24 protein-coding genes and 2 tRNA genes are annotated in these 22,565 nt (G+C 45.2%); 18 read left to right on the top strand and 8 right to left on the bottom strand.

Features of this window, described 5'->3' with window-relative positions:
* Positions 1-129 precede the first annotated feature (129 nt).
* The 6 genes from BK127_RS00115 to BK127_RS00090 all read left to right on the top strand — a co-directional run bounded on the left by BK127_RS00115 (position 130) and on the right by BK127_RS00090 (position 7,132).
* Complete coding sequence (locus tag BK127_RS00115; RefSeq protein WP_076227268.1) at positions 130-3,246, top strand: efflux RND transporter permease subunit; 3,117 nt, start codon at positions 130-132, stop codon at positions 3,244-3,246.
* 33 nt (positions 3,247-3,279) lie between these two features.
* Entirely contained in the window at positions 3,280-4,533 is a 1,254-nt protein-coding gene (locus BK127_RS00110) for an efflux RND transporter periplasmic adaptor subunit (RefSeq protein ID WP_076227266.1), read from the top strand.
* Positions 4,534-4,563: 30 nt separating this feature from the next.
* On the top strand, positions 4,564-6,528 hold the full coding sequence (locus BK127_RS00105) for a hypothetical protein (RefSeq protein ID WP_256711143.1): 1,965 nt from the start codon (positions 4,564-4,566) through the stop codon (positions 6,526-6,528).
* A gap of 157 nt (positions 6,529-6,685) precedes the next feature.
* The gene (locus BK127_RS43520; protein WP_076227261.1) at positions 6,686-6,883 is read left to right on the top strand and encodes a hypothetical protein; all 198 of its coding nucleotides are present in this window, start codon (positions 6,686-6,688) and stop codon (positions 6,881-6,883) included.
* An 87-nt stretch (positions 6,884-6,970) separates the two neighbouring features.
* Positions 6,971-7,044: transfer RNA gene (locus tag BK127_RS00095), tRNA-Met, on the top strand.
* Between the two features lie 14 nt (positions 7,045-7,058).
* Positions 7,059-7,132 (top strand) — tRNA-Ile (locus tag BK127_RS00090).
* Between the two features lie 133 nt (positions 7,133-7,265).
* Here BK127_RS00090 and BK127_RS00085 read toward each other — a convergent pair.
* Complete coding sequence (locus tag BK127_RS00085; RefSeq protein WP_083689005.1) at positions 7,266-7,766, bottom strand: NUDIX hydrolase; 501 nt, start codon at positions 7,764-7,766, stop codon at positions 7,266-7,268.
* 283 nt (positions 7,767-8,049) lie between these two features.
* Between BK127_RS00085 and BK127_RS00080 the strand changes: the two genes are divergently transcribed.
* From BK127_RS00080 to BK127_RS00055, 6 genes are all read left to right on the top strand, one after another.
* Positions 8,050-9,744, top strand: a complete 1,695-nt coding sequence (locus BK127_RS00080; protein WP_076227255.1) for a plastocyanin/azurin family copper-binding protein — start codon at positions 8,050-8,052, stop codon at positions 9,742-9,744.
* A 189-nt stretch (positions 9,745-9,933) separates the two neighbouring features.
* The gene (locus tag BK127_RS00075) at positions 9,934-10,512 is read left to right on the top strand and encodes an RNA polymerase sigma factor (protein WP_076227252.1); all 579 of its coding nucleotides are present in this window, start codon (positions 9,934-9,936) and stop codon (positions 10,510-10,512) included.
* A gap of 6 nt (positions 10,513-10,518) precedes the next feature.
* Positions 10,519-11,340 carry an anti-sigma factor gene (locus tag BK127_RS00070; RefSeq protein WP_076227249.1) on the top strand — a complete coding sequence of 274 codons (822 nt, stop codon included), beginning with the start codon at positions 10,519-10,521 and terminating at the stop codon, positions 11,338-11,340.
* Positions 11,341-11,366: 26 nt separating this feature from the next.
* Positions 11,367-11,759 (top strand): VOC family protein, encoded by a 393-nt coding sequence (locus BK127_RS00065; protein WP_076227246.1) that lies wholly within the window; start codon positions 11,367-11,369, stop codon positions 11,757-11,759.
* 24 nt (positions 11,760-11,783) lie between these two features.
* Entirely contained in the window at positions 11,784-12,929 is a 1,146-nt protein-coding gene (locus tag BK127_RS00060; RefSeq protein WP_076227243.1) for an acyltransferase, read from the top strand.
* 136 nt (positions 12,930-13,065) lie between these two features.
* Positions 13,066-13,347: a hypothetical protein gene (locus BK127_RS00055; RefSeq protein ID WP_076227241.1), complete on the top strand. Its 282-nt coding sequence runs from the start codon at positions 13,066-13,068 to the stop codon at positions 13,345-13,347.
* 83 nt (positions 13,348-13,430) lie between these two features.
* Here the strand turns inward: BK127_RS00055 and BK127_RS44655 are convergent, their stop codons facing one another.
* Both BK127_RS44655 and BK127_RS43515 read right to left on the bottom strand, forming a co-directional pair.
* On the bottom strand, positions 13,431-13,556 hold the full coding sequence (locus tag BK127_RS44655) for a hypothetical protein (protein WP_256711123.1): 126 nt from the start codon (positions 13,554-13,556) through the stop codon (positions 13,431-13,433).
* A gap of 58 nt (positions 13,557-13,614) precedes the next feature.
* The gene (locus tag BK127_RS43515) at positions 13,615-13,776 is read right to left on the bottom strand and encodes a hypothetical protein (protein WP_179097336.1); all 162 of its coding nucleotides are present in this window, start codon (positions 13,774-13,776) and stop codon (positions 13,615-13,617) included.
* A gap of 216 nt (positions 13,777-13,992) precedes the next feature.
* On the opposite strand from BK127_RS43515, the gene BK127_RS00050 reads away from it, so the two are divergent.
* From BK127_RS00050 to BK127_RS00035, 4 genes are all read left to right on the top strand, one after another.
* Complete coding sequence (locus tag BK127_RS00050) at positions 13,993-14,220, top strand: spore germination protein (RefSeq protein ID WP_076227238.1); 228 nt, start codon at positions 13,993-13,995, stop codon at positions 14,218-14,220.
* Between the two features lie 172 nt (positions 14,221-14,392).
* On the top strand, positions 14,393-14,638 hold the full coding sequence (locus tag BK127_RS00045) for a hypothetical protein (RefSeq protein ID WP_256711122.1): 246 nt from the start codon (positions 14,393-14,395) through the stop codon (positions 14,636-14,638).
* Entirely contained in the window at positions 14,626-15,894 is a 1,269-nt protein-coding gene (locus tag BK127_RS00040) for a DNA polymerase IV (RefSeq protein ID WP_144026327.1), read from the top strand. Before BK127_RS00045 ends, BK127_RS00040 begins: the two co-directional genes overlap by 13 nt.
* Positions 15,891-16,373 carry a YhjD family protein gene (locus tag BK127_RS00035; RefSeq protein WP_076227231.1) on the top strand — a complete coding sequence of 161 codons (483 nt, stop codon included), beginning with the start codon at positions 15,891-15,893 and terminating at the stop codon, positions 16,371-16,373. The genes BK127_RS00040 and BK127_RS00035 overlap by 4 nt, the downstream gene beginning before the upstream one ends.
* 179 nt (positions 16,374-16,552) lie before the next feature.
* Here the strand turns inward: BK127_RS00035 and BK127_RS00030 are convergent, their stop codons facing one another.
* A complete protein-coding gene (locus BK127_RS00030; RefSeq protein ID WP_076227228.1) occupies positions 16,553-16,996 on the bottom strand; it encodes an OsmC family protein in 444 nt (147 codons plus the stop codon).
* Positions 16,997-17,243: 247 nt separating this feature from the next.
* On the opposite strand from BK127_RS00030, the gene BK127_RS00025 reads away from it, so the two are divergent.
* Entirely contained in the window at positions 17,244-17,501 is a 258-nt protein-coding gene (locus BK127_RS00025; RefSeq protein ID WP_076227225.1) for a hypothetical protein, read from the top strand.
* Positions 17,502-17,548: 47 nt separating this feature from the next.
* Here the strand turns inward: BK127_RS00025 and BK127_RS00020 are convergent, their stop codons facing one another.
* From BK127_RS00020 to BK127_RS00010, 4 genes are all read right to left on the bottom strand, one after another.
* Positions 17,549-18,472 carry a hypothetical protein gene (locus BK127_RS00020; protein ID WP_076227223.1) on the bottom strand — a complete coding sequence of 308 codons (924 nt, stop codon included), beginning with the start codon at positions 18,470-18,472 and terminating at the stop codon, positions 17,549-17,551.
* A 169-nt stretch (positions 18,473-18,641) separates the two neighbouring features.
* Entirely contained in the window at positions 18,642-18,797 is a 156-nt protein-coding gene (locus BK127_RS43510) for a hypothetical protein (protein WP_179097335.1), read from the bottom strand.
* Positions 18,798-19,398: 601 nt separating this feature from the next.
* A complete protein-coding gene (locus tag BK127_RS00015; RefSeq protein WP_076227220.1) occupies positions 19,399-20,796 on the bottom strand; it encodes a sensor histidine kinase in 1,398 nt (465 codons plus the stop codon).
* Positions 20,797-21,510 (bottom strand): response regulator transcription factor, encoded by a 714-nt coding sequence (locus tag BK127_RS00010; protein WP_076227217.1) that lies wholly within the window; start codon positions 21,508-21,510, stop codon positions 20,797-20,799.
* A gap of 169 nt (positions 21,511-21,679) precedes the next feature.
* Between BK127_RS00010 and BK127_RS00005 the strand changes: the two genes are divergently transcribed.
* Positions 21,680-22,565, top strand: an 886-nt coding sequence (locus tag BK127_RS00005) for an ABC transporter ATP-binding protein (RefSeq protein ID WP_076228309.1), incomplete at its 3' end; no start/stop codon positions are given.

Genomic DNA, 22,565 nt, shown 5'->3' with positions numbered 1-22,565 from the left:
TTCATGACATTTGTCACCTTACATAATCAGGTCTCGAAGCTATACTAAGGAAATGTGGGCTTAAAATGAAGGGATAGCTGGAAGCATGACGTCTAAGAAGTCAGCCAATGTATATGGAGGAGTAGAGAGATGAATAAGTTGACCGAATTTTCAATGAAAAATATTACGGCTGTCATTATTATTACGCTGCTGCTGTTAGGAGGCGGTATTTACACAGCAACAACCTTGAAGGTAGAGAGCTTTCCGGATATTTCGTTTCCGGTTGTATTGATCAACACCCAATATACGGCTCCCCCCATGGATGTTCTCGATGACATTACCAAGCCTCTGGAAAAAGCGATTTCCAGCCTGGATGGAATCAAGAATTTGACTTCTACCTCAAGCGATAACTTTTCATCCATTGTTATCGAGCTGGAGCAGGATAAAAAGCCTGACGATGTTAAAAAAGATGTGGAAAGCTTAATCTCCAATGTTATTCTTCCTCAATCTTCGGAAAAACCCAAAGTGCAGACCCTCGGTTTTGCCTCTGAGCCGGTATACTACATATCCGTTTACGGAACGAATGGAATGAGTCAGCAGGATCTTGATAAGGTGTACAAAGATGTTATTCTACCAGGTTATGAATCGATCAAAGGGATCGACCACGTAGATTCCATCGGTAACCAGGAAGCTGTACTGACGATGAAAATGGATGCCAATGCGATCAGTAACTATGGATTATCGCCGGACCAGGTATCCAGCAGCATTAAGGCGGCTTTGCAGACGAGTCCTGCAGGCTCTGTAGACTTTAACGGAAATACACAAATGGTTCGTGTAAAAACTGACTTGAACAGTGTTTATAATCTGGAGAATATGAAGATCACGACCCCCTCCGGTACCACACTGCTGCTTAAAGAGCTTGCCAAGATTGAAGCTATTAATGAAGCGACCTTTTTATCCCGCCTGAATGGCCAGCCTGCCATTGGTGTCAATTTGTTCAAAACCAAAAACGCCAATGCGGTTGAATTTGGTGCTGCTGCCGACAAATTGATGGATGGTTGGAAAACACAATATCCGAACATCGTTTTCCATACGATTTATAACAGTGCCGTAGATATCAAGCATTCGATCAATGGTATGGTGCAGGAAGGCGCATTGGGTGCTGTGTTGGCCTCACTGATGATTTTGCTTTTCTTGAGAAACGTACGTATGACACTGATTGTACTTGTATCGATTCCGTTATCTATCATAGTAACGCTCCTGTTCATGGGACCACTCGGTATTTCCCTGAATATCATGACACTTGGAGGCATGGCCATAGCCATCGGCCGGGTCGTCGACGATAGTATCGTGGTTATCGAGAATATATACAGTGAACTGGAGAAAGCGCAGCAGCGCAATGAATCGGTTATCAAGATCGCTACTGCGCAGGTTGCCTCGGCAATTACCTCATCTACGATCACTACAGTTGGTGTTTTTGGTCCTATTGCCTTTGTAAGCGGGGTGTTAGGTGAAGTATTCCGACCTTTTGCCATTACACTGGCTGTAGCTCTAATGTCCTCCTTGATTGTCGCTTTGACGATCATCCCGATGCTTGCCAAGCTGTTGGTTATGAACAGTAAAATCAAGACCCACGATGAAGCTGACTCTCTGGGTGCATTTTCCAGATTGTACAAAAAAACTTTGATCTGGTCATTAGGTAATAGTTGGAAAACATTGCTTCTAGCCTTTATTTTATTCATTGTAACGATTGTTTCCACAGTACCTTATCTATCCACATCGTTCATGCCGGAAAGTGATTCGGAGAAGCTGATGCAATTCTCGATAAAAATGCCGCGTGAAACGACGATAGAAACAATGGATGCGAAGGTCAAGGAAATTGAAGCCATGGTTCGTGAATCCAAGGATTCCAAAGGCGAACCGACCTTTGATTATTTTGAGTCGCTGATCGGCTATAACAACGGAACAGACCGGATTGCTTATCGTTCATCGTTCTTTGCTTCCGCTTCGAAGGCATCTAATGCCAAAGACGTTGTTAAGGAATTCAAAGAAAAAATTCTGTATACTTTGCCAAAAGGCTCAGAAGTGGATGGCTCTGCATTGTCTGCTGGCGGACCTCCTTCATCCGATACAGACTTCTCCTATGCACTTAAAGGAGATGATCTGAAAAGCTTGCAGGTAGCATCAGAAAGTGTTAAAGCCAAAATGAGAGAGTTCCCTGAGCTAATAGAAATTAAAGATACACTCAGTGAATCCAAGACAGAGGTTGAGATCAACGTTGATCAAAACAAAGCCCGTCTGTACGGCTTATCCTCGGCACAAATTACGAATACAGTTCGAGGCTGGCTGATTGAAGAGAAGATCGGGGATTTGAAATTTGACAACACAACCTTTAAAACCAAAATTATGCTGGATAAATCATTCAAAAATTCGGTTGACAAAATAGGAAGCTTCCCAATCAAAACGACTACAGGCGTTACAGTTAATCTCAATGAGATTGCCAAGATCCGACAAATTGATGCTCCAGTCGCTATTACTCGCGAGAAGGAAGAGCAAATCGTGAAGGTCAATGCCAAAATTGATAGCCCTGATAAAGGCGGTATTAGTGCCAAAATCAGTGAAGCACTCAAAACTGTAGAGCTTCCAAGTGATGTTAGAACCGAAGTTAAGGGTGTAACTGACGATATTGAAACCAGTTTTCAGCAAATGTTCATCGCCATGGGGGCATCAATCTTTATCGTATACCTGGTAATGGTGCTGGCATTCGGTAATGCAAGTGCACCACTAGCGATTCTTGTTTCGTTGCCGCTTGCCGCTATCGGAGGGCTGCTCGGACTGTTTGTTACCCATGAATCTGTTAATATTACTTCCTTGATCGGCTTCCTGATGCTCATCGGTGTCGTGGTTACGAATGCGATCGTGCTTGTGGATCGAGTGCAGCAGCTGAGGGAGAGTGGTCATTCAGTTCGCGATTCGCTGGTTGAAGCGGGTACGACACGTCTGAGACCGATCATCATGACAGCTGGAGCGACGATTCTGGCCTTGATGCCGCTCGGAGTGGGACTTTCCAAAGGAACGATTATTTCCAAGGGTCTCGCAGTTGTAGTTATCGGAGGCTTAACGACTTCGACGCTGCTTACCTTGCTGATTGTCCCGATTGTATACGCCATGCTCGCTCGCTTTAATGACAGAATGGCTCGTTGGTTCAAGAAGAAAGATCATGATGCCGACGATACGCAAGTTAAAACAGCTTCGATAACACATTAACCATACAGAGATATTGAAAGGGAGAATCGGCCAATGAACTTTACAATGATCAATACCGTCAAAAAAAGTACAAAAGTAGTAGGAGTCGTTATCTTGAGCACGGCGATCATGGCGGGTTGCACGCAGCCAGCAGCGCCTCCACAGCAGCCAGCAGCCGCTGAATCCATCATCAAAACCGTCAAGGTAGCCAATGTAGAGAAGAAATCGATCGGTGCCCCGCTGGAGCAGGTAGCAGACGTTGTTTCCTCTATACAAATGGATATCGTCACAAAAGTAGGCGGTGACGTCCAGGAAATTTATAAAAAACGCGGCGATATGGTTCAAAAGGGCGAGCTTCTTGTAAAGCTTGACCCTACCGATGTTGAGCTGCAAAAGCAAAAGGGCGTGCTGGGCGTGAAAAGCGCGGGTCAGCAGCTGACAAAAGCGAAGGAAGATCTGGTCAACTCTAAGGTCGATTTGCAAAATGCAGTTACGAAAACCGAGCAAGCCGTCAAGGATGCAGAGAAAAATTTCAGTAAGGCCCGCAATGACTATGATCTGGGTCTGCTCACAAAATTTCAGTTAGATCAAGCAGAGACGCAATTAAATAACCTGAAGTTGGATTTGGAAAGTGCGAAGAACAAGCTAAACACTATCGAAACAACGAACTCCTTGTCCCAGCTCGAAACTCAGGTAGAATCGTCTAATCTGAGCATTCGTGAAGCAGATCGCACGCTGAACAATCTGGAGCTGAAAGCACCAGTGAGCGGTGTGCTTACCGAACTGCCGATAGAAGTGGGAATGAGCTTGACCGCCGGCTTTAAAGCTGCTCAGGTGCAGCAGCTGGATCCGATCAAGATCAAAGCTGAATTAACGGAGGCTTCTGCACAGCTGGTTCGCGGCAAGACAGAGTTGACCTTTTATGTACCAGGCACCACTGAAAAGCTGAAGGGCAAGGTCAGCTACTTAGCCGATGTAATGAGCTCACAGTCCAAATCGTATCCATTAGAACTTGAAATCGCGAATGCCGATACCAAGCTTAAGCCAGGCAACAAGGTGCAGATCCTTCTGACTGAAGAGAAGGACGAAATCGTTATTACGGTTCCAACGTTAAGTGTGGTTCGTGAAGGCGGAGATACTTCCGTATTTATACTTGTTGGAGATGTTGCCGAGAAACGTAAAGTACAGCTGGGGCGTCTGAATGAGACGGTTCAGGAAGTCATTTCAGGTATAAAAGAAGGCGAGCAATTGATCGTTTCCGGTCAGAACCAACTGAAAGACAAAGAAAAAGTACAACTAGCGAAATAATCTGGCTAACTGGAGGAAATAAAAGTGAAAATGAATTGGAAAAAAACAGCGGTATCCGTCCTTATTACATCATCTCTTATGACATCAAGCTACTCGGCAATGGCCGCTGAATTGGCAGGAACGCAGTCAGGAACACCTGCTGCAGTTACCTATCAGCTGACGAACAGCTTAAGCGTTGATATCAAAACCGTCCTGAACGAGCGTGTGGACGGCGGAACCCGTGTGGGAGTAGTCGTACGCATGAAAAATACCGGTGCCGCCATTGCGCGTGTTCCGGAGTATGAGCTTCGTGTGAAAACAATCGAAGGCGTTGAATATATACTGCAATCAAGTGCATCCAATCCACGTTCCATTCAACCTAAGGCAACGACAGAATTAAGCTATTTGGCTGTAATTGATCGTACCGATACGGTTACACTATCAGAAGCGAATTGGACAGATGTGGACTATTACGTGTATCCCAAAACCGAAACGCGAATTCTTGCCATTCCTATCAGCGGCCAATCCTGGAAGGGCAGCGATATGAAAATTACGGACCCCGCTTCAGTGAAGAAATGGGGCGAGAAGTTCAAAATTCCTTCTTTGACTTCACCACTTGAGTACACACCTGTAAGCATCGACAAAGAAGTAACAGATAAAGGCACGATTCAAGTGCTGCAGCTGCTTGTGACCAACCCGACAGATCAGCGTGAGACCCTTCCTGAATTCATTATCGATGGTAAGACGTCGTCCAAAGTGTTTGAGGGGCAAAAGGTTGTAGAAGACGCGGCTGGACCTACAACGGCTGTTACGGGCCAACAGGTACCTGTTACAGTGAATGCTGGTACCTCAGCATCCGGTAGCGGAACTGCAGATGCTGCAGCATCTGAGGGTACAACCAATACCAGCGGTGCTGAAGGGACAGGGTCGTCTACTGATAACTCAACTTCTACTACACCGGCTTCAGGTACTGCTGCATCGGATAGTTCTCAAGCGCAATCGTATTATGGGAAAAAGGTTGAGCAAGGGGAGGTTATTCTGGAAGCGAGAGAGCAAAAGTATATCCACTTTGCTATCTCTACGAATAATGATACCGTCCTTTCCAGTATCAATGTACTGACTCCGGAAAAATTCTCACAGGCTAGTGCAACCGGTGTTCCAACCGTTGTTACCTATAATGTGGGCCGACTTAATATTTTGCTGCCTAGCACGGCTGCAAGAGTTGCTTATCCTGCCTACAAATTGGGAAATCCGATGACTTTCGATGCTTTGAGTGAGCTGATTCATCCGAATCTTGAGGTGTCGGTTGTAGAGTTTCACATTGATGATAACACGGATGAAGGCTCCAAGAATGTCACATCGAAGTTCAGGATTTTAAACAGAAGCGATGTTCCAATGGCAGTTCCTGTATTCCAAACCGAGCTTCTCAGCACGGATGGTTATACTTACAGCGGCAATCGTCAAACAGTATCCACGCAAAGAATATTACCTAACTCGGGATTAGTTGTTAGCTATTCTTACACACTGCCACAGTCCGAGAGCGGTAAGGATCTGGTATTGAAAATTAACGATATGGTGAAAGCAGCTCCATACAAAACGAACATCGCTGCTTATAGCATGGAGATTCAGCCGGCAGAAACAGAAGAGAAATTCAGCGTGTATCCGTTCGATGCCAAAGTCACCTATTGGACGATTACACCGACTTATAATCGTACAGGCAATAATAGCTATTCCTATAAAACCCGCTTTAATCTTGATTTGACGAGACAGGAACAAATTCAGATCGATGCCAGCTTCTCCAAGCTGCAATTCGAGCTTTATGATTCGGTAGATCGTTTGATCGGTACGGTATCAGGTAGCTTTATTGGAACGAATCGTCTGGTTAGCGGAGAAAACAACCTTATCTTTGATGCAACAACGGAGCAATTGGATCGTCCTTTAACGATCCGTCTCTATGAAGCATTCACTACACCTGCAGGAGTTTCGAAGCGTCTGCTGGGTGTTTACAAGCAATAGGCACTGGACTTTAGAACTGTATCTATCTTTATATAATGATGTAAAAGCCTTGATAACCACTTATCTGAAGTGGGGATCAGGGCTTTTTGCTATAGGTCTGAACATAATACCGTATTTTTGAGATAAGGATGGCTTATTTGGGTTATGCTACAGGCTAGTGGGCTATTTTATTACAGGTAGGGTGATCATCGTGAACTGGGTATATTGGGTCAAGCTGTACGAGAGTAAATTTCAGGCTGGATGCTTAGCCAAACGAATGGAAGAGGACTGGTGGATCTATGGTTACGAATGTCCGCAGGAGGTGGAAGTGTTCCGATCACAAAAGGGTCGCTTCGGTGTACGCTATCTCTTGTAAGCTATTTTTAAATAGTTCTTGACTTTTCTTTTGGAATTATTGTAGAATAGAAAACGTCGCTAAGAGAGCAAGAGCATCATTAACTATCGCGGGGTGGAGCAGCCCGGTAGCTCGTCGGGCTCATAACCCGAAGGCCGCAGGTTCAAATCCTGCCCCCGCAACTTAATTTTATTGTGGGCCTTTAGCTCAGTTGGTTAGAGCGGTCGGCTCATAACCGATTGGTCGGGGGTTCGAGTCCCTCAAGGCCCATATCGAAAATCCCTTAATACATAAGGCTTTTCAAAATAACGACATCAGACAAGCCCGGCATTCTCTCCTGATTTATGGAGCGGATTGCCGGGCTTGCTAACATTTTGTCTGTTATGAGTGTTTGCACCAATAGCTATTCCAAATAAGATCGATAAACCTCATGAGTCGGCAGCAAAGGTTCGGGAGATCCGCTGAACCAGGCCCACTCGCCAACACGAGGAACACCACCATAATAACGTCTGGACTCATCCGGATCGGACAGCAGGCGGCAGCCATACAGGAACGCGATAAAATGACCTCTATTGAATTTGTTGACATCCAGGTCCTGCACAAAGGTACGCGGTTCTGGATCGTGCTCGAGAATAGCTCCCAGCTCTATTTCACCTACCTTGATGATTCTGTCGCTAAACAGCTCGTTATGACGAATCACCCCTCCAGGCAGATGCCAGCCCTTCCCGAAGATCTCATCATCTCTCCATGTAAATAAAATTTCTTTGGCCTCATTTTGAATAAGCAGATCAACACAAATAAGCGGAGTTACACGGCTGACAAATAAAAATAATTCCTCGGGGAGTCCATCCGCTGCTTTATCAATACTATTTTCCAAATACTCGATAGCATCATCGCTATTCATCATTCCACACCTCCGTATAATAGGCAAGATTCAGCTCGTACTTCAGTCTGCAGTACAATCAGCATTTTACTCTATTTAGAAGTTTAATTCATCGTTCTCTTTTTATCAACGAATGTGCTTTGCAGGTTCTGCAACTAAGCTAATAAGCTGGGATCCGGCTGCTGTGAAAAATTATTGTGTATTTTATAAAATTATTCAAAAAATCGTAAAACCTATGTCGAATCTACTGCGTTATCTTCATTAGGTGTAGGGTACATCTAAATTATCTTTGATGGAGGTTGGGATGGGTATGATGAAACGCAGTAAAGCAGCAGCATGGCTGTTAGCAGGAGCTTTTATGCTGGGCAGCGCATTTCCGGCGTGGGCAGCAGAGGCTCCAGTATCAAGCAATGTGAAAACGGATGCACAAATTGTAGAGGCCCTCGGTGTACTGCAGGGGGATGGAAGTGGTGTCAGCGCTGGTTATTTGGCCAAGACTACGACAAGATTACAGTCTGCTATTTTATTCTTGAGATTGAAGGGTCTTGAAGCCACAGCTGTGGCGTTTAAAGGGGCAGATAACTTCTCGGATGCGGCTCTTGTTAATGACAGCAATAAAGCGATCCTTGGCTATCTAAAAGCGAATCCTCAGCTGGGTTGGACAGGTACGGGTAATGGCAAGTTTGAGCCTAATGCACAAATTACTGCACAGCAATATTACAAGGTGCTCGTAGAATCTCTTGGGTACAAACAGGATACTGATTTTAAATATGATGGTGTCATCGCTTATGCAGGCACATTGGGCTTATCCCAAGTCGCTAAGGCAGGATCTTTACGCAACCTACATATCGCTACAGCAACTGTCGAAGCTTTAAAGAGCAAAGTAAAGGGTGGAAGCAAAACACTGCTGGACACATTGGTAGAACAAAAGGTTGTGGATGCTGCGAAAGCAGCGGGTGCACAATACGCTTCCATTAAAATAGCCGCTAATGCCGAGGTTGGTTCTTATTTGACTGATGAGGCTGGCAAAACGCTCTATATGTTTATGAAAGATACTCCTAACGTGAGCGCTTGCAAGGATCAATGCGTTACGAATTGGCCGCTTTATGCTGCAGATTCTATTCAAATCTCGGGCGATCTGAATGCTGCCGATTTCAAAACAATTGTTCGTGAGGACGGGAAGAAACAAACGACTTATCAAGGATGGCCGCTCTATTATTACATCAAGGATGAAAAGGCTGGAGATACCAAAGGACAAGGCGTAGGCGGCTCCTGGATGGTTATGAACTATTCGGGTGTTAAGACGGCGAAGAACGATACGTTGGGCACGTTCCTGACGGATTCTAAAGGAATGGCTCTCTACCTGTATACCAAAGACACAGCAAGCTTAAGCGTATGTAAAGGAAACTGTGAAGTGAACTGGCCGATTTTTTATACAGAGCATGTTCCCAACATGGGTGATTTGAAAGCTGCTGATTTTGGAACGATTACCCGCGAAGATGGGACCAAGCAAACGACCTACCAAGGCTGGCCTTTATATTACTATATTAAAGATATGAAAGCCGGTGATGTGACAGGTCAGGATGTGGGCAAGGTATGGTATGTTCTTGATCCTGCGGCTACGCCTAAGGTTCCTGCATCGGCAACACCTGCGCCAGCACCGACACCTGCACAGCCGACTCCAGCGCCAGTACAACCAGCGACGACTCCGGCTCCTCAAGCAGCAGCTAAAAATTACTCTATCAACATTGATAATTTTAAGTTCTCTGAGCAGGTGCTGACAGTTGAAGCAGGCGCTACAATCACATTTACTAATAATCATGCTATCGAGCATAATGCAGTTTCCGATAAGCTGAAAGCAGACGGTTCTCCAGTATTTGAAACCAAGCTGCTGGCTAAAGGTCAATCCGAATCTATTACACTGACTGAACCGGGCGAGTACACGTACTATTGCGCTCCACATAAAGATTTTATGAAAGCAACGATTATCGTTAAATAAGTTAAATGCTATGAAGTCCGTAGTCGAGAGGAAGCTCTCAGGCGCTGCGGGCTTTTTTTGTCGTAGGTAGAGCTGCATAGCTATTGCAAAATATTTCTTATTATAAGAAGATAGGGATAAACCTTTTTCGCAATTTATTCGTTTCTTATAATAAGAGGGTCACAAGCTGACCCGAGGAGCGCAGATTACGTGCAGCCATATCCGGATGAGCAATTAATGCAGCTAATACAAGAGAAACAAAGCTTCGCACTGCGTATTTTGTATGATCGCTATGTGCGGCTCGTTTATTCATACGCCGTAAAATCAGGGGCGGGCAATGACGCTTCCTTTGCTCAGGATATCGTTCAATTGGTATTTACACGAATTTGGACCTCTAATAAAGGCTATGATCCCACCAAAGGGCAGTTCGTGAACTGGCTCATTACGGTTACGAGAAACATTACGATAGATCAGCTGAGAAAGCAGCGAAAGCAGGAGGTTCTCGTGTCTTTTGATTATGAGATCCCCGAGACTGAGCACACGGCCCTGTCGGGTAGGGATGAGCTTCAGGAAACGGTTGCCAGACGATTGTTAAAGCAGCAGATTGAGGCCGCCTATCCACATTTATCAGATAATCAGGTTCAATTAATACGGCATTTCTATTGGGAAGGCTATACATTAAGCGAAATTGCGGCCCGTAATGGGGAACCGATAGGAACCGTAAAGAGTAGATTGCATCAAGCGCTAAAAACGCTGCGAAAGCATTTGTCGCCGGAAGGAGAGGGGTAAGCTACCATGAGCGAGAAAATAAATGACTGCGATCTAGTATTTCCCTTCTTTTTAAAGGAGCTGTCTCCGGAAGCGTCACATGCTTTTGTCGAGCATCTGGCGGCATGCCCACATTGCGCAGAAGAGCTGAAGAACCTTCGGCAGGTATGGCAAACGTTACCTTACGAGATGGAAGAGATCGACATACCTGATTTGGCAAAAGGACACATGTTCGATAATATTATGCAAAATGTCCTTGAACACGAACGACAAATAGGGATAGGGATGGATCAGCCGGATGAACACTTAGTCTTGGTATCCCCTGCTCCACAAACGGCTGCAGAGGAGCAACCACAGCTCACCCAGACAGGCAAAAAGGCCAGAAGGTGGTCATATGTGGCTGCAGCCGTCTTATTTATAGCCATAGGTGCATCGATAGGCTGGGGATTGAAGGATTACGGGGATAACAGGTTTGCTGGTTCACCCAACACTACATTGCCTGAGGTTCAGCCTGCTCAAGTCGTCAAGCAGTATACACTAAAGGCCTTTGATCCGAGTATGCCGGAGGCTGCAGGTAAGTGCTTCATCAAGCAGCAGGGCGATGCCAAGCAATTGGTGCTGCAGGTTAATGGCTTGAATAAAAACACTGGAGATTGGGCGTACCAGTTGTGGTTTGTTAAAGAAGGTGTACGATACAATGGAGGTACCTTCCGTGTGAATGAGAAGGGGGACGGCGTACTTACCTACGATCTGACGCCTGCGGAAAGCACCTTTGAGACGTTAGGAATTACACTGGAGCCTGACGCACAAGGGACGAAACCAAGAGGTAAAAAAGTACTGGGTACTTAAAAATAGTAAAGGGGTAAGAAACGCTAATGGCAACAAAAAAGATCGAACATGTGGGTATTATGGTAGCTGATCTGGAACGCTCCATAGCCTTTTATGAGAACATTGTCGGGCTCGTCCTAAAGGGGACCCTGACGCACACCAATGGTGTTATCCGACTGGCATTTATGGGCTTCGGACAATCAGCTGAAACCGAGCTGGAGCTGATCTCCGGCTATAATGACAAGCTGCCGCAAGAAGGTAAGGTTCATCATATTGCATTCACGGTGGACCATATCGAAGAAGAATTTACGCGTATCCGTACCAATCCTGATTTGAAGATGATTGATTCCGAGATCACAACGCTGCCGAATGGTTCACGCTATTTCTTTTTTTATGGTCCTGACGGGGAATGGATCGAATTTTTCGAGTCAACCCGCTAAGCGTCCATATGGAAGGAGAGAGACATGAAAGCCAAACAGCCGAGAATTGCAGAAATACAGATTTTGCGCGGCTTTGCCTTTTTGGCGGTCGTGCTTCAGCATGCTATTGGTCACTATGCTTATGTGCCGGAGGCTGGCATTGCGGATGGCGCTATGCTGGCCATTGTGTTAATTGCGGCGAAATTTGCCGTTCCTATGTTTATTTTTATAACCGGTCTTGTCTTGTTTTATAATTACCAGGAGCGTGTTCATGCCAGCAGCTTTATCCGCAAACGCTGCAAGGATATTGTACTGCCTTACCTGATCTGGTCAGCGATATATGAGATCGCTTTTCGTGAAGATGGAATTCCGCTCGGACAGGAGCTCAAACGAATTTATGAATTTGGGCTAACCGGTACAGCGTCGTATCATCTGTGGTATGTCATTATGGTTATTCAGCTGTATTTGCTATTCCCGCTGATTCAACAATGGGTTTTACGAATTTGGGCAGCTTGCAGTGCGAGGCAGCTCACAGCAGGACTTATTGTGCTCACGATCGGATACATATGGCTTACTGCGCTGCAGGGTACGATTAGTAATGCTGTAATAGCATGGAATCTTCCTGTACTGACACCACTGTTCTCTGAGTATGCCGACCGTAACGCGCTTTACTTTTTCATTTATTTTGTTATGGGTATTGTTGCTGGATTGAATATGAACCGCTGGAAGCAGCTATTACTACAATGGAAAACACTAGGAATCAGTCTGTATGTGCTGGTTGCTTGTGTATTATTTTATACAATTGTTGGTCACTTTCAAGTTAATGGGAAGATTATCATTCAATATAACGATACCTTGTTGGTTCAACCTTTTATGGCTGTGTTTCTGATGATTTCCGTGGTTGCCATGTATATTGCGGCCTTGGCTTTTCAAGAACGGGCGAGTGAACGCTTCAAGCGGTTTTTTAACTTCCTGGGTCACTATTCATACGGCGCCTATTTGGCCCATGCCTTGATGTTAACCGCGGCTACGTTTGTAACGGACCGCTACTTGCCAGGCTGGAATGTATCGCTGCGGACCCTGGTTGCGTTTGTTATATGTACACTGCTGTCGGTCTTCGCTGCCCAAATGCTCAGCCGCTTTCCGCTGGGCCGCCTTATGACAGGAACCCCGGTCATGAAAAAGGTTTAATCCTATCATCTCAAGGAATCCATATTCCATGCTCATGTTTCGAGATTGCACTTCATTATTAAGATTGCTTTACCGATATAGTTCTTAAGTCCCTGAAGCTAACAGGCTTAAGAATTATGATTAAGGAAGTGGTCTGATGAAGATTCCCTTTGCCACCATGAGTGAGGAAGAATTGCTGAAAGAATTCCTTCTCCTATCCGAGGTTACAGAAAGCCTTGAGCATCTAAAGACCTATAATCCGGCTTTCCAATCGGCGATTGATCATGTGAACGCAGACATGCAACAAATCAAAGGACAGCTCTTTTTTCGATATCAGGATCATCATCGAATTGATCTCAATCATGTTATTGTCAGTAATTTCGAGCTGCAATCCAGAATGAGAAAATATATGACCGCAGTGAACTACGTCGTTCATTGATTATCAAATTTAGCATACCCCCAATAACGAGAAAATGCCCCTTTCTGATGGATAAAATCAGATGGGGCATTTTTGTTGCCTTTTTACGATTTGGCTTTAGTTTTTACGGCAAAAGACTTAAGCTGGTTCATCAAATTTTGACGGGTTTGTTTGTTTCTTAGCAAATATGCAGCTCCGAGTCCAATGACAGCCAGTGTTTTTTTATTCATCACTCATTCCTCCTTGGATAATTATGACGTTGACTTTACTTACCCATTCCTCGTTAAATCAAATCTGGCTTTTCAAATCTTCGATTTTTTCGTAAGCAATCAGAGTGATTTCGTTACCGACCAATTGTGCGATAGACGATTCGGCGTCTTCGATGATTTTTACCGCGCGGTCATACTCGTGGAGCGATGCAACCTTGAAGCTATCTGTATGAATGTTCATGTGGATCAATCCTTTAATTCAGAGTAGCTATAGCTTACCCGAACGATGAATGGGACATTCATAGCTTGATGGGAGAAGCGGAATGTTCTGTCTGCTTGAACTGCGGTCTTGCGATATTCCTATGTATGCATTTCAATTTGCTGCCTGTAGTAGCGTTTGGGCGGTTATCTCATACAATATGTACAAATGGGTTATAGGATGGGAGAGGTACTAGCAATGCCTTCAGTCGTTGGAAATATCAAAATTAATAGCGTGGGACCAAGTTCCAATGTGCAAATTGGAGATACAGCTTATATCATTCTTTCCAGTACCTCCAAAAATTATGCGGGTGCCAACTCATTTTCGCCGGGCGATAGCTTTGGGTCTGTAACGAATAATCAGAACAACAGTACGAACACGAACGATCCCGATCTTGTTGATGGATCAAGCGCAACCATTGTATGACATGACGTGATCAGCCAAAAACCACGAACATCCCAAAAAATACCTGTTGAAATGCGAATATTTGTTCGGTATATTGAATACAATAAAGAGAACAAATGTTCTGTAATTAAGTAATTGGCTGGCGTGTACCTGTTTACTCAATAACAAGGTGTTCACGGAGCTATGGAGTGTTTTGCAGCCACCACAACTTTACAAATCGTTCGGTGAGGTGATAACTATGGAGATGCAGCGTTATATAGGTCAGAGGGTAGAGATCATGTATATGAATAAGCAGGGTGCGATTACACAGCGGTTTATTGAGGTGCGTTCGATCAAAAATAACTATGTCTGCGCCTACTGCTTCACTCAGAAAGGACTTCGGGTGTTCAAGCAGGACAATATTTTGGCAATTGCTCCAGCGCAGAGGTGGTCCGTATGAAAGAGCGTATTATCTTATTAGTGGACTGCCAGAGCTTCTATGCAAGCGTTGAGAAGGCTGCTCACCCGGAATATAGGGATAAACCGCTTGTAGTTGCCGGTGACCCGGCCCGCCGCTCTGGCATTATTTTGGCGGCCTGTCCCATTGCCAAGGAGTATGGTGTGACTACAGCGGAGCGCTTGGGTGAGTCTCTAAGCAAATGTCCTGAGCTGATTATTGTGAAGCCCCGGATGCAGATGTACATTGATGTATCCTTGCGAATCACAGAGATATTCGAATCGTTTACGAATCTTGTCGAGCCTTTTAGCATAGACGAACAGTTCCTGGATATTACCAACTCGGTCGGGATGTTCGGTTCGCCAACGGAAATCGCCAAGCAAATCCAGACGGCGATTATGCTGGCTACCGGCGTATACTCAAGAGTGGGGATATCGTCAACCAAAATGCTGGCCAAGATGGCCTGTGACAACTACGCCAAAAAGAATTCGGAAGGAATCTGCATCATAGACAAAGCAAACCTGGCGGAAGATTTGTGGAAGTTGCCTATTGAAAAAATGTTCGGTGTAGGGAGTCGGATGAAAAAGCATTTTTTTCGGCTGGGCATACACTATATCGGGGATCTGGCCCAAACGCCTTTACCGAAGCTGCAAAGCTTGTTAAAAACTAGATTTGGCAAAAATGCCGATATCCATGCAGATTTGCTGTGGCAAACGGCGAATGGGATCGATAGCAGCCTGGTAACGCCAAGCACTCACCGTGTAGCCCCCAAATCTGTAGGTCATATGATGACGTTACCGCGGGATTACGCTACAGAGGAAGAGATCGATACGATACTGCTCGAGCTGACGGAAGAAATATGCCGTGATGCGCGGCGTAAGCAATATATGGGCTCGACAGTAACGGTCGGGTGTATGTGCAGCCCGTTTGATGCACCGACAGGATTTTCGCGTCAAACGACATTACCGGACCCTACGAACAATACGAACAAAGTTTACGAAGCCGCACGCAGCCTGTTTTATCGCTTCTGGGATGGCATGCCGGTTCGCAGAGCAGGGGTGACGATAAGCGGACTGGTGAAAGATGAAGAATACCAGCTAACCTTATTCGAGGATCAGGAAAGGCTGCGGGCATTGGAAAAAGCTACGGATTTCATCAAGGACAGATTCGGCAGTGCGGCTATTATCAGAGCTTCATCAGCAAGTAAAGCAGGTCAAGCACAGCACAGAGCTCTTAAAATCGGAGGGCACTACAAATGAGCAAAAAACTGGAAGGTAACGGTCGCTGGGAGTCTTCACGGATGATGCTGCCGCAGCACAAGGAAGCCTTGATTGCGCGACAAAATCCCGAGCCGGAAGTAAAGCAGGTGCAAAAGCCGACTGAGGAGGAGCATGAAATGATACTCAATTCGATTTTGCTGCCTATGATGCTTACAATGATAGAGAGGAATGGGAAAGAGTTTGAAGTTTCAACCAACATGCTTCGCAGGTATTACATAGCAGCCACGCAAATTCTCATGAACCGTATTCATGCCGAAATGGTCAAAAATAAAAATGAATTAAAGGCTAGGAAAATCAGGGTGTTTGAAGATATTCGCCCGGATGAGGATCTGCACTATAAATATCTTTGCCGTGGTTATGAGTATCCGTTTTCCGTTATGCGCGATGTAGTGAAGTCGAGAATCAGCATCAAGCTGGGAGAGTACGTCAAGACGCTGCTTCATCAAATGAGGGAGTGATTGAGGTGAAGATGGATGCTATGAAAGTGGCCCAGATAACATACCTTACATGTTTTTGACCAAATTTTGACCATTGAGCTGATTTGGCTATTTGGCATATTTGAATAGACTGTTGAGAATGCGAAAACCCCTTGCAGTGAAGGGGTTATATTTTATGTAAGATATGGAGTGAGCTAAGTTTAGTTTTCAATGATAATGCCGTTTAATTTAAGATTGACTTGATTTGCAATGGTGTCTCCAACCGGGCAGGTCTGTTCCAAAAATTGTACAAACTCTTCAACCTGTTCTTTGGGAGCATCGGTTTTGATATGAAAGTTATAACGAATATCGGAATAACCGGGACGAACGTCAGACTTTTTGAAAAATCCGTCCAAGTCGAGGTCTCCTTCAACCTCCACCCAAAAATCATCAAGACGAATATTAAACTTTTTGGCGTATACTCTGGCCACGATGGATTGGCATGCTCCCAATGCACCAAGCACCGCTTCAACAGGGTTCATACCAGTATCCGTTCCGCCTAAGCTTTTGGGTTCATCGATTGTAAATTCAAAATCTCTGGAACGCACTTTGACAACTACGCCTTCTTGTAAATGTGCTGTCGCTTTAAATGTGGTAATCGGCATATGACACACTCCCTTGGTTGATGTAAATCTTAAGAAATCATAACATATCATTCCTATAATGTTAATATGAATGGTATTAAATTGTAAATTTCAAAGGAAATGTTTTCCTTAATGTCGAATAGTAGGTCTATGAAACTAAAAATCTCAATCGATGAGGATTCATGAGGAGCCAAACAACGTGATACAATGCCCCAACTGTTCAGCGAATAATGCAAAACACCAATTTTGTGACAACTGTGGTACTCCATTGATTACAGATGAAATTGATCTGCAGGAGCGTACAACGGATGCCGCTATGGAAACGAAAGTGGCCAGCAAAAGGACTTGGTTAAACATCATACAATCCTTTATTATAGCTTCTGTGATGTTTATTTTGGTGTTTTGTTTGGGTATCAAGCTATTACTCATGGGTGGATTGTACTTGATGACCTATCTGACCAACTGCATTGCATATAAAAAATGGCATTTTCTCGCATTATTTGTTTTTATTTTTCTCTTTATGTAAGAATGAAGGGAAAGGCAGCACCTCCGAATCATCGGCTGGTGTTATTTTTATTTTATTTGGGCTAACGTTTTTTTCATCTGTTCTTCATTGGATTTAACAGAAGCGCTGCTCACTGCCTCACCACGATAAGTGTTCTTGGTATTTTGTAAAAAGTCCAAAGCGAATGCATCGATAGGCTGCTTTTCTTTATCATCATACTGCCTTTCTACTACTGTAGATCGGAAAACATTACTCAGCATATATTTGTGGTTTTTTACATCCTTTAAATATTTGCCATTTTTAAATTCAGCTATGATGATCGTTTCAAAATCCTTTAGCTCTTGTTGGCTCGGTTGATAAATTCTTGCCAATTTTGAAATCTCGTCAAACTTTTCGGTTTCGGTTTTTTTGGATTTTGCGATTTCATCTACATCGCTTTCCCAGCCTTTGTTAGCAACAGCCGGAGCGGGGTTGTCCTGTTTCTTTGGTTCAGCTGGTGTTTTTGCTCCAGTCACCGATTTCGATTCCATGATGACATCGTCTTTATTTTTGGCACCCACCAACGCGATCCCTTTTTGAGTTATAGGAAATCTGACCGTAGCTATGTTTTTACCAAAAGGGCTTGCGCTGGTATCATGTATATATAACCATACGGCATCGTAAGCTTTGGAATCCGCCTTCACTTGATTGATAATATCTTTGAAATCGGATTCTGAGGTCGAATCGGTAGTTACGCGGATATAGCGTCCATTTTGCTTCTCGTTTTTCTTATCCTCTGCGATCTTAAATTGAACCGCTTTTGGTGTTTCTTTAGCTGGCGGTACAGCTTCCTTAACCTCCGTCTTTTGTTCCTCAACAACGGGTGCAGCCGCGACCTGCTTTGGCTCATTAGTAGCGGTCTTTGTTTCAGTCGAAGCTGGCTTCGCCCCGCAGGCAGCCGTAATTAATGTCAATCCAGCCAATATACCAATCATAACTAATCTATTAAACATTGCGATCCTCCTAAACTTTCATAACCTTTATACGTGAGGGTTGGGATATCGTTCCGCATTTACACCGCAAAAGTAGTATTTAATCTTTCCGAATGACCATATACACGATCAGACCCATCAGCGGAAAAAACAGCATCCGGAGTAACACGATGACCGCATAATTCTCATACTATTTCCGATTTTTGAGAGTAACAAAAAAAGCGCCTGAAAAAAAGAACACGGCAAGCATCCACCCGACTGCAGGAGCCGATGCCCACAATCCCTTTCCTGCAAAAGCAAAACCAAGTGATGCTACACCAAACATACAAAGCACTGAGGGTTTCATGGAGAGACTCCTTCCTTATGACAGTAAATAGACGCAGAATTTTACCAAAAAGTTGCAGTTAACCCTTACGAACTGACTAGGTGGATGAGGAATTGATGATTTGGAAGTTGTGGGAAAATTTACGAGTGGAAGAGGAGAGAGAACATACAGGCGATGTGTGGAAGAGGATTAATGGAATGAGCTAAAATTATCGGCAGCTGCGGGAGCATAAACCCAAAAAGTTATCCTTTTAGGAGAGGAATCCCAGATGGGGCTGCCGATTTCGTATAAAGATTGGGTACTTCTAATAGCTTGATCACTTATTAAGAAGGGCTTGGAGAGTCATTATAGTGACAAGGGCCACACAGCCTAATATAAACATCGATACTATCATTTGCAGGAGATACAGCATGACAATCCCATCCTTTTAGCAGTCTATTCTAGTAGAGTAGCAGAAGGAAGTTGAAAAGTTGCTCGAATACCGTTGTCGTCATATCACTTGTTTTGGCGGAGGCTGTTCATGTATCCCAACAGGAATGCGATAGCACGAGTGATGACTCGCAACTATTTTCATTATATGGAAATATGCGACCAATTTTCTCTAGTTCATTTTTCTCTCTGTCTATTTTCCGTGCTGCGGCTGCACAGGGAATTCCATAGCTGCTTGTAGACCTCTTTGGTCCACGCCGCTTGCAAAAGAGAGGGAGCCGTGATGCGCCTGCGCAATCCTTGCCACCATCGGAAGCCCCAAACCGTGACCTAGCAGGACAGTTCGCTTTCTCCTTGACGAATAAGGCAATTCGGTAATCTCCGCTAATTGCTCCTGAGGGATTCCCAAACCATTATCCGTTATGATAAAGCGGTATTGGGAGCGGTCCTTGGATAGAGTGGTTTCCAGGATGATCTCGCAGCCCTGCGGGTTATGACGCACACTGTTTTGGACAAGATTACTGATTGCTCGAAGCAGCAATTTCTCGTCTCCATTGATCTGAACCTCTTCATCGGCCAATTTCAATTCAATGTCATACCGATCATCCAAACCGCTATTTAAAAACTCCGCGGCAACCTGTCTCGCCAGAACCGATAACCGGATGTGCTTCAAATGTAAAGGCTGCATTTCATACTCGAGCATGGAAACGAGATTCAGGTCGCTTACAAGTGAGCGCAGCTTCTCACCTTGGCGCCGGATGATACCGGCCTGATGCCTCTGCTCCATAGGCAAATCCGAATTATCCTCCATCTCGCTAGCGTAGCCCAGAACCATCGAGAGAGGAGTCCGGATATCATGAGAAATCCCGGCAATCCAGTTGGAGCGCGCTTCATCCCGCGCCTTCAACGCGGCCGTCTTGTTCTGAAGCATAGCGGACGCGGAATTAATGCTCTGGGCCACATCACCGAATATACCTTTGGAATCCAACTGGACCGCTTCTTCCTTGGCAAGATTGTGGACTCCCGCCACAAGAGGACGGATCCCTCTCATGAGACGCGTGCCAATCACAACAGAAATCAGCAGGGCCAGCGCCACATTAAGGAGCAGCAGCAGCACAAGCCGCATGGGCAACGATCTTAACCAGTCAGCAACAAAATCAAATTGATACTTTCCGTAGCTTCTCTTGGGATACCCGACCACAACCAGGCCATCCTCGTGTTCCCAAATATAGACTGGATATTCCATAAGATAATAACGCGAGAACTTGGCTACCTCGACTAAATTGTAGGATCTTGGAACATCATGTGGCAGGAGGTAGTCCCATTGCACATGGCCATCCTCACCTAGCAGCATGGCCCAGGCCTGATTGTGCTGGAGAAGCGCAGCGGCTTGCTTGTCTAGATGATAACTGCCTTCCTGCTTACCAAGCTCTTGGGCTACTTGCTTGAGGACGCCCTGCGGAGACGGGCGCTGGTCAATTTCATTGAATACCAGCGTGCCCAGCAGTACGAAGTTAAAAATAAGCAGAAATATCGAAACAAAGATAGTCGTGGCGACAAACCGGCGTAATATGCGAATAATTCCCTCCACTCAACGTATCTCCTTCACCAGCAGCTTATATCCGAGTCCCCTGACGGTGAGAAGATGGAGCGGTTTGGAAGGGTCCGGCTCGATTTTTTCGCGTACCCGTCTGATATGGACCATCAGTGTATTTTCGTAGCCATAGCTGTCGTCTCCCCAGACTGCCTGGCATAAGGCATCGCTCGTGACGATACGGCCTTGGTTCTCGTACAACTTCACAAGAATCGCATGCTCCTTTGCCGTGAGTGGCAGCTCCTTCTGATTCCTGTGCACGACAGCGCTATCCAGATCAATGGTCTGTTCCCCCAATCGGAAGATAGACAGACGCTCCGCCACGGGAGAGGCGTAAACCCGCTTTAAAATCGCCATCAGCCGCAACACCAGCTCACGCGGCAGGAACGGCTTCACCATGTAATCATCTGCCCCCAAGCCTAATCCGAGCAACCGATCCTCATCCTCGCCCCGGGCGGAGAGAAAAAGGACTGGCGTATCCGTGAACTGTCTGATGGAAGACAGGAGCGAGAAACCATCGCCATCAGGCAGCATGACATCGAGAATTGCGATATCCGGCTTGCCTGTGCGGCAGATCGACAAAGCTGAAGCGCAGTCGGTGGCTGTGTAAATGCGGAAAAAGCCCTCTTTTCTTAAAAACCGTTCAATCATAATTCTGATTTCCGGTTCATCATCTACAATTAATATTTTTTTGTATTTTAAATTGTCCATGTTGTATCACCCGATTTTTATTATACATGAACAAGGGGGTTATCTGTGTTTTGCCAATTCTATTTAAGGTAGATGTAAGGTTCTCTTTAGGCTGGAGAAAGGCGCACTCATTACAGTTGAAGTAGAGGAGAACGATCTCAAATAGATTTGATTGGAGCTGACTTTTCATATGAATGCTACGGCTATTGTGCAAACGCATAATCTGTCCAAAACGTATGGGGCAATTAACCGTGTAAATAAGGTTGATCTTCAGGTTCAGGAGGGAGAAATCTACGGGTTTCTGGGACCTAACGGAGCGGGGAAAACGACAACGCTAAAAATGCTGCTCGGACTCATTAAGCCTTCTGAGGGGATGATCACGATTTTCGGGCAAAGCCTAAGCAGACATCGCTCATCCATATTGCAACATACCGGATCGCTGATTGAATCTCCTTCCTTCTATGGGCATCTGACAGGTCTTGAGAATATGAAGGTCATGCAGCGCCTGCGGAACGTGCCGGATAAAAATGTGGATGAGGCGATTCGGATCGTCCGGCTGGAAAATCAACAAAACAAAAAAGCTGAACAATATTCGCTCGGAATGAAGCAGCGGCTGGGAATCGCCATGGCCTTGCTCGCCTTCCCCAGGCTGCTGATCCTCGATGAGCCAACGAACGGCCTTGATCCCGCAGGCATCGGTGAAATCCGGGAGCTTATCAAGTCATTACCCACACGCTATGGAATAACGATATTGCTCTCCAGCCACCTGCTCTCGGAGATCGAACAGATCGCTACCTCAGTAGGCATTATCAGCGAAGGGAATCTGCTGTACCAGGGCAGTATGGCAGGCCTGCGGAAAAAAAGCAAAACCACCATCTTGCTAAAAACCGGAGACAATGTCAAAGCAGAGCGGCTGCTTCTCACTCAAGGCTACGGTTCGACCCAAAGTGGCAGTCGGCTTGAGTTCGACAAGCTTGAGGACATAGAGGTGGCGGAGCTAAACAGACTACTTGTTTCACATAACATTCCTGTCACTCGGATCGAGGAGCGGAAGAAAAGCTTGGAGGATATTTTCC

The organism is Paenibacillus sp. FSL H7-0331 (assembly GCF_001956045.1).
Note: the sequence above shows the minus strand (reverse complement) of the source record. Positions and strands in the feature narration are given on the sequence as shown.

Coding starts and splice junctions, on each gene's coding strand:
- BK127_RS00030 (WP_076227228.1), bottom strand. CDS start 16,996: ATGCCGATTACCACATTTAAAGCGACAGCACATTTACAAGAAGGCGTA.
- BK127_RS00110 (WP_076227266.1), top strand. CDS start 3,280: ATGAACTTTACAATGATCAATACCGTCAAAAAAAGTACAAAAGTAGTA.
- BK127_RS44655 (WP_256711123.1), bottom strand. CDS start 13,556: ATGAATAAAAAAACACTGGCTGTCATTGGACTCGGAGCTGCATATTTG.
- BK127_RS00065 (WP_076227246.1), top strand. CDS start 11,367: ATGGCAACAAAAAAGATCGAACATGTGGGTATTATGGTAGCTGATCTG.
- BK127_RS00070 (WP_076227249.1), top strand. CDS start 10,519: ATGAGCGAGAAAATAAATGACTGCGATCTAGTATTTCCCTTCTTTTTA.
- BK127_RS00080 (WP_076227255.1), top strand. CDS start 8,050: ATGGGTATGATGAAACGCAGTAAAGCAGCAGCATGGCTGTTAGCAGGA.
- BK127_RS43510 (WP_179097335.1), bottom strand. CDS start 18,797: ATGAAACCCTCAGTGCTTTGTATGTTTGGTGTAGCATCACTTGGTTTT.
- BK127_RS00060 (WP_076227243.1), top strand. CDS start 11,784: ATGAAAGCCAAACAGCCGAGAATTGCAGAAATACAGATTTTGCGCGGC.
- BK127_RS43515 (WP_179097336.1), bottom strand. CDS start 13,776: ATGAACATTCATACAGATAGCTTCAAGGTTGCATCGCTCCACGAGTAT.
- BK127_RS00115 (WP_076227268.1), top strand. CDS start 130: ATGAATAAGTTGACCGAATTTTCAATGAAAAATATTACGGCTGTCATT.
- BK127_RS00085 (WP_083689005.1), bottom strand. CDS start 7,766: ATGAATAGCGATGATGCTATCGAGTATTTGGAAAATAGTATTGATAAA.
- BK127_RS00055 (WP_076227241.1), top strand. CDS start 13,066: ATGAAGATTCCCTTTGCCACCATGAGTGAGGAAGAATTGCTGAAAGAA.
- BK127_RS00010 (WP_076227217.1), bottom strand. CDS start 21,510: ATGGACAATTTAAAATACAAAAAAATATTAATTGTAGATGATGAACCG.
- BK127_RS00020 (WP_076227223.1), bottom strand. CDS start 18,472: ATGTTTAATAGATTAGTTATGATTGGTATATTGGCTGGATTGACATTA.
- BK127_RS00050 (WP_076227238.1), top strand. CDS start 13,993: ATGCCTTCAGTCGTTGGAAATATCAAAATTAATAGCGTGGGACCAAGT.
- BK127_RS00035 (WP_076227231.1), top strand. CDS start 15,891: ATGAGCAAAAAACTGGAAGGTAACGGTCGCTGGGAGTCTTCACGGATG.
- BK127_RS00105 (WP_256711143.1), top strand. CDS start 4,564: ATGAATTGGAAAAAAACAGCGGTATCCGTCCTTATTACATCATCTCTT.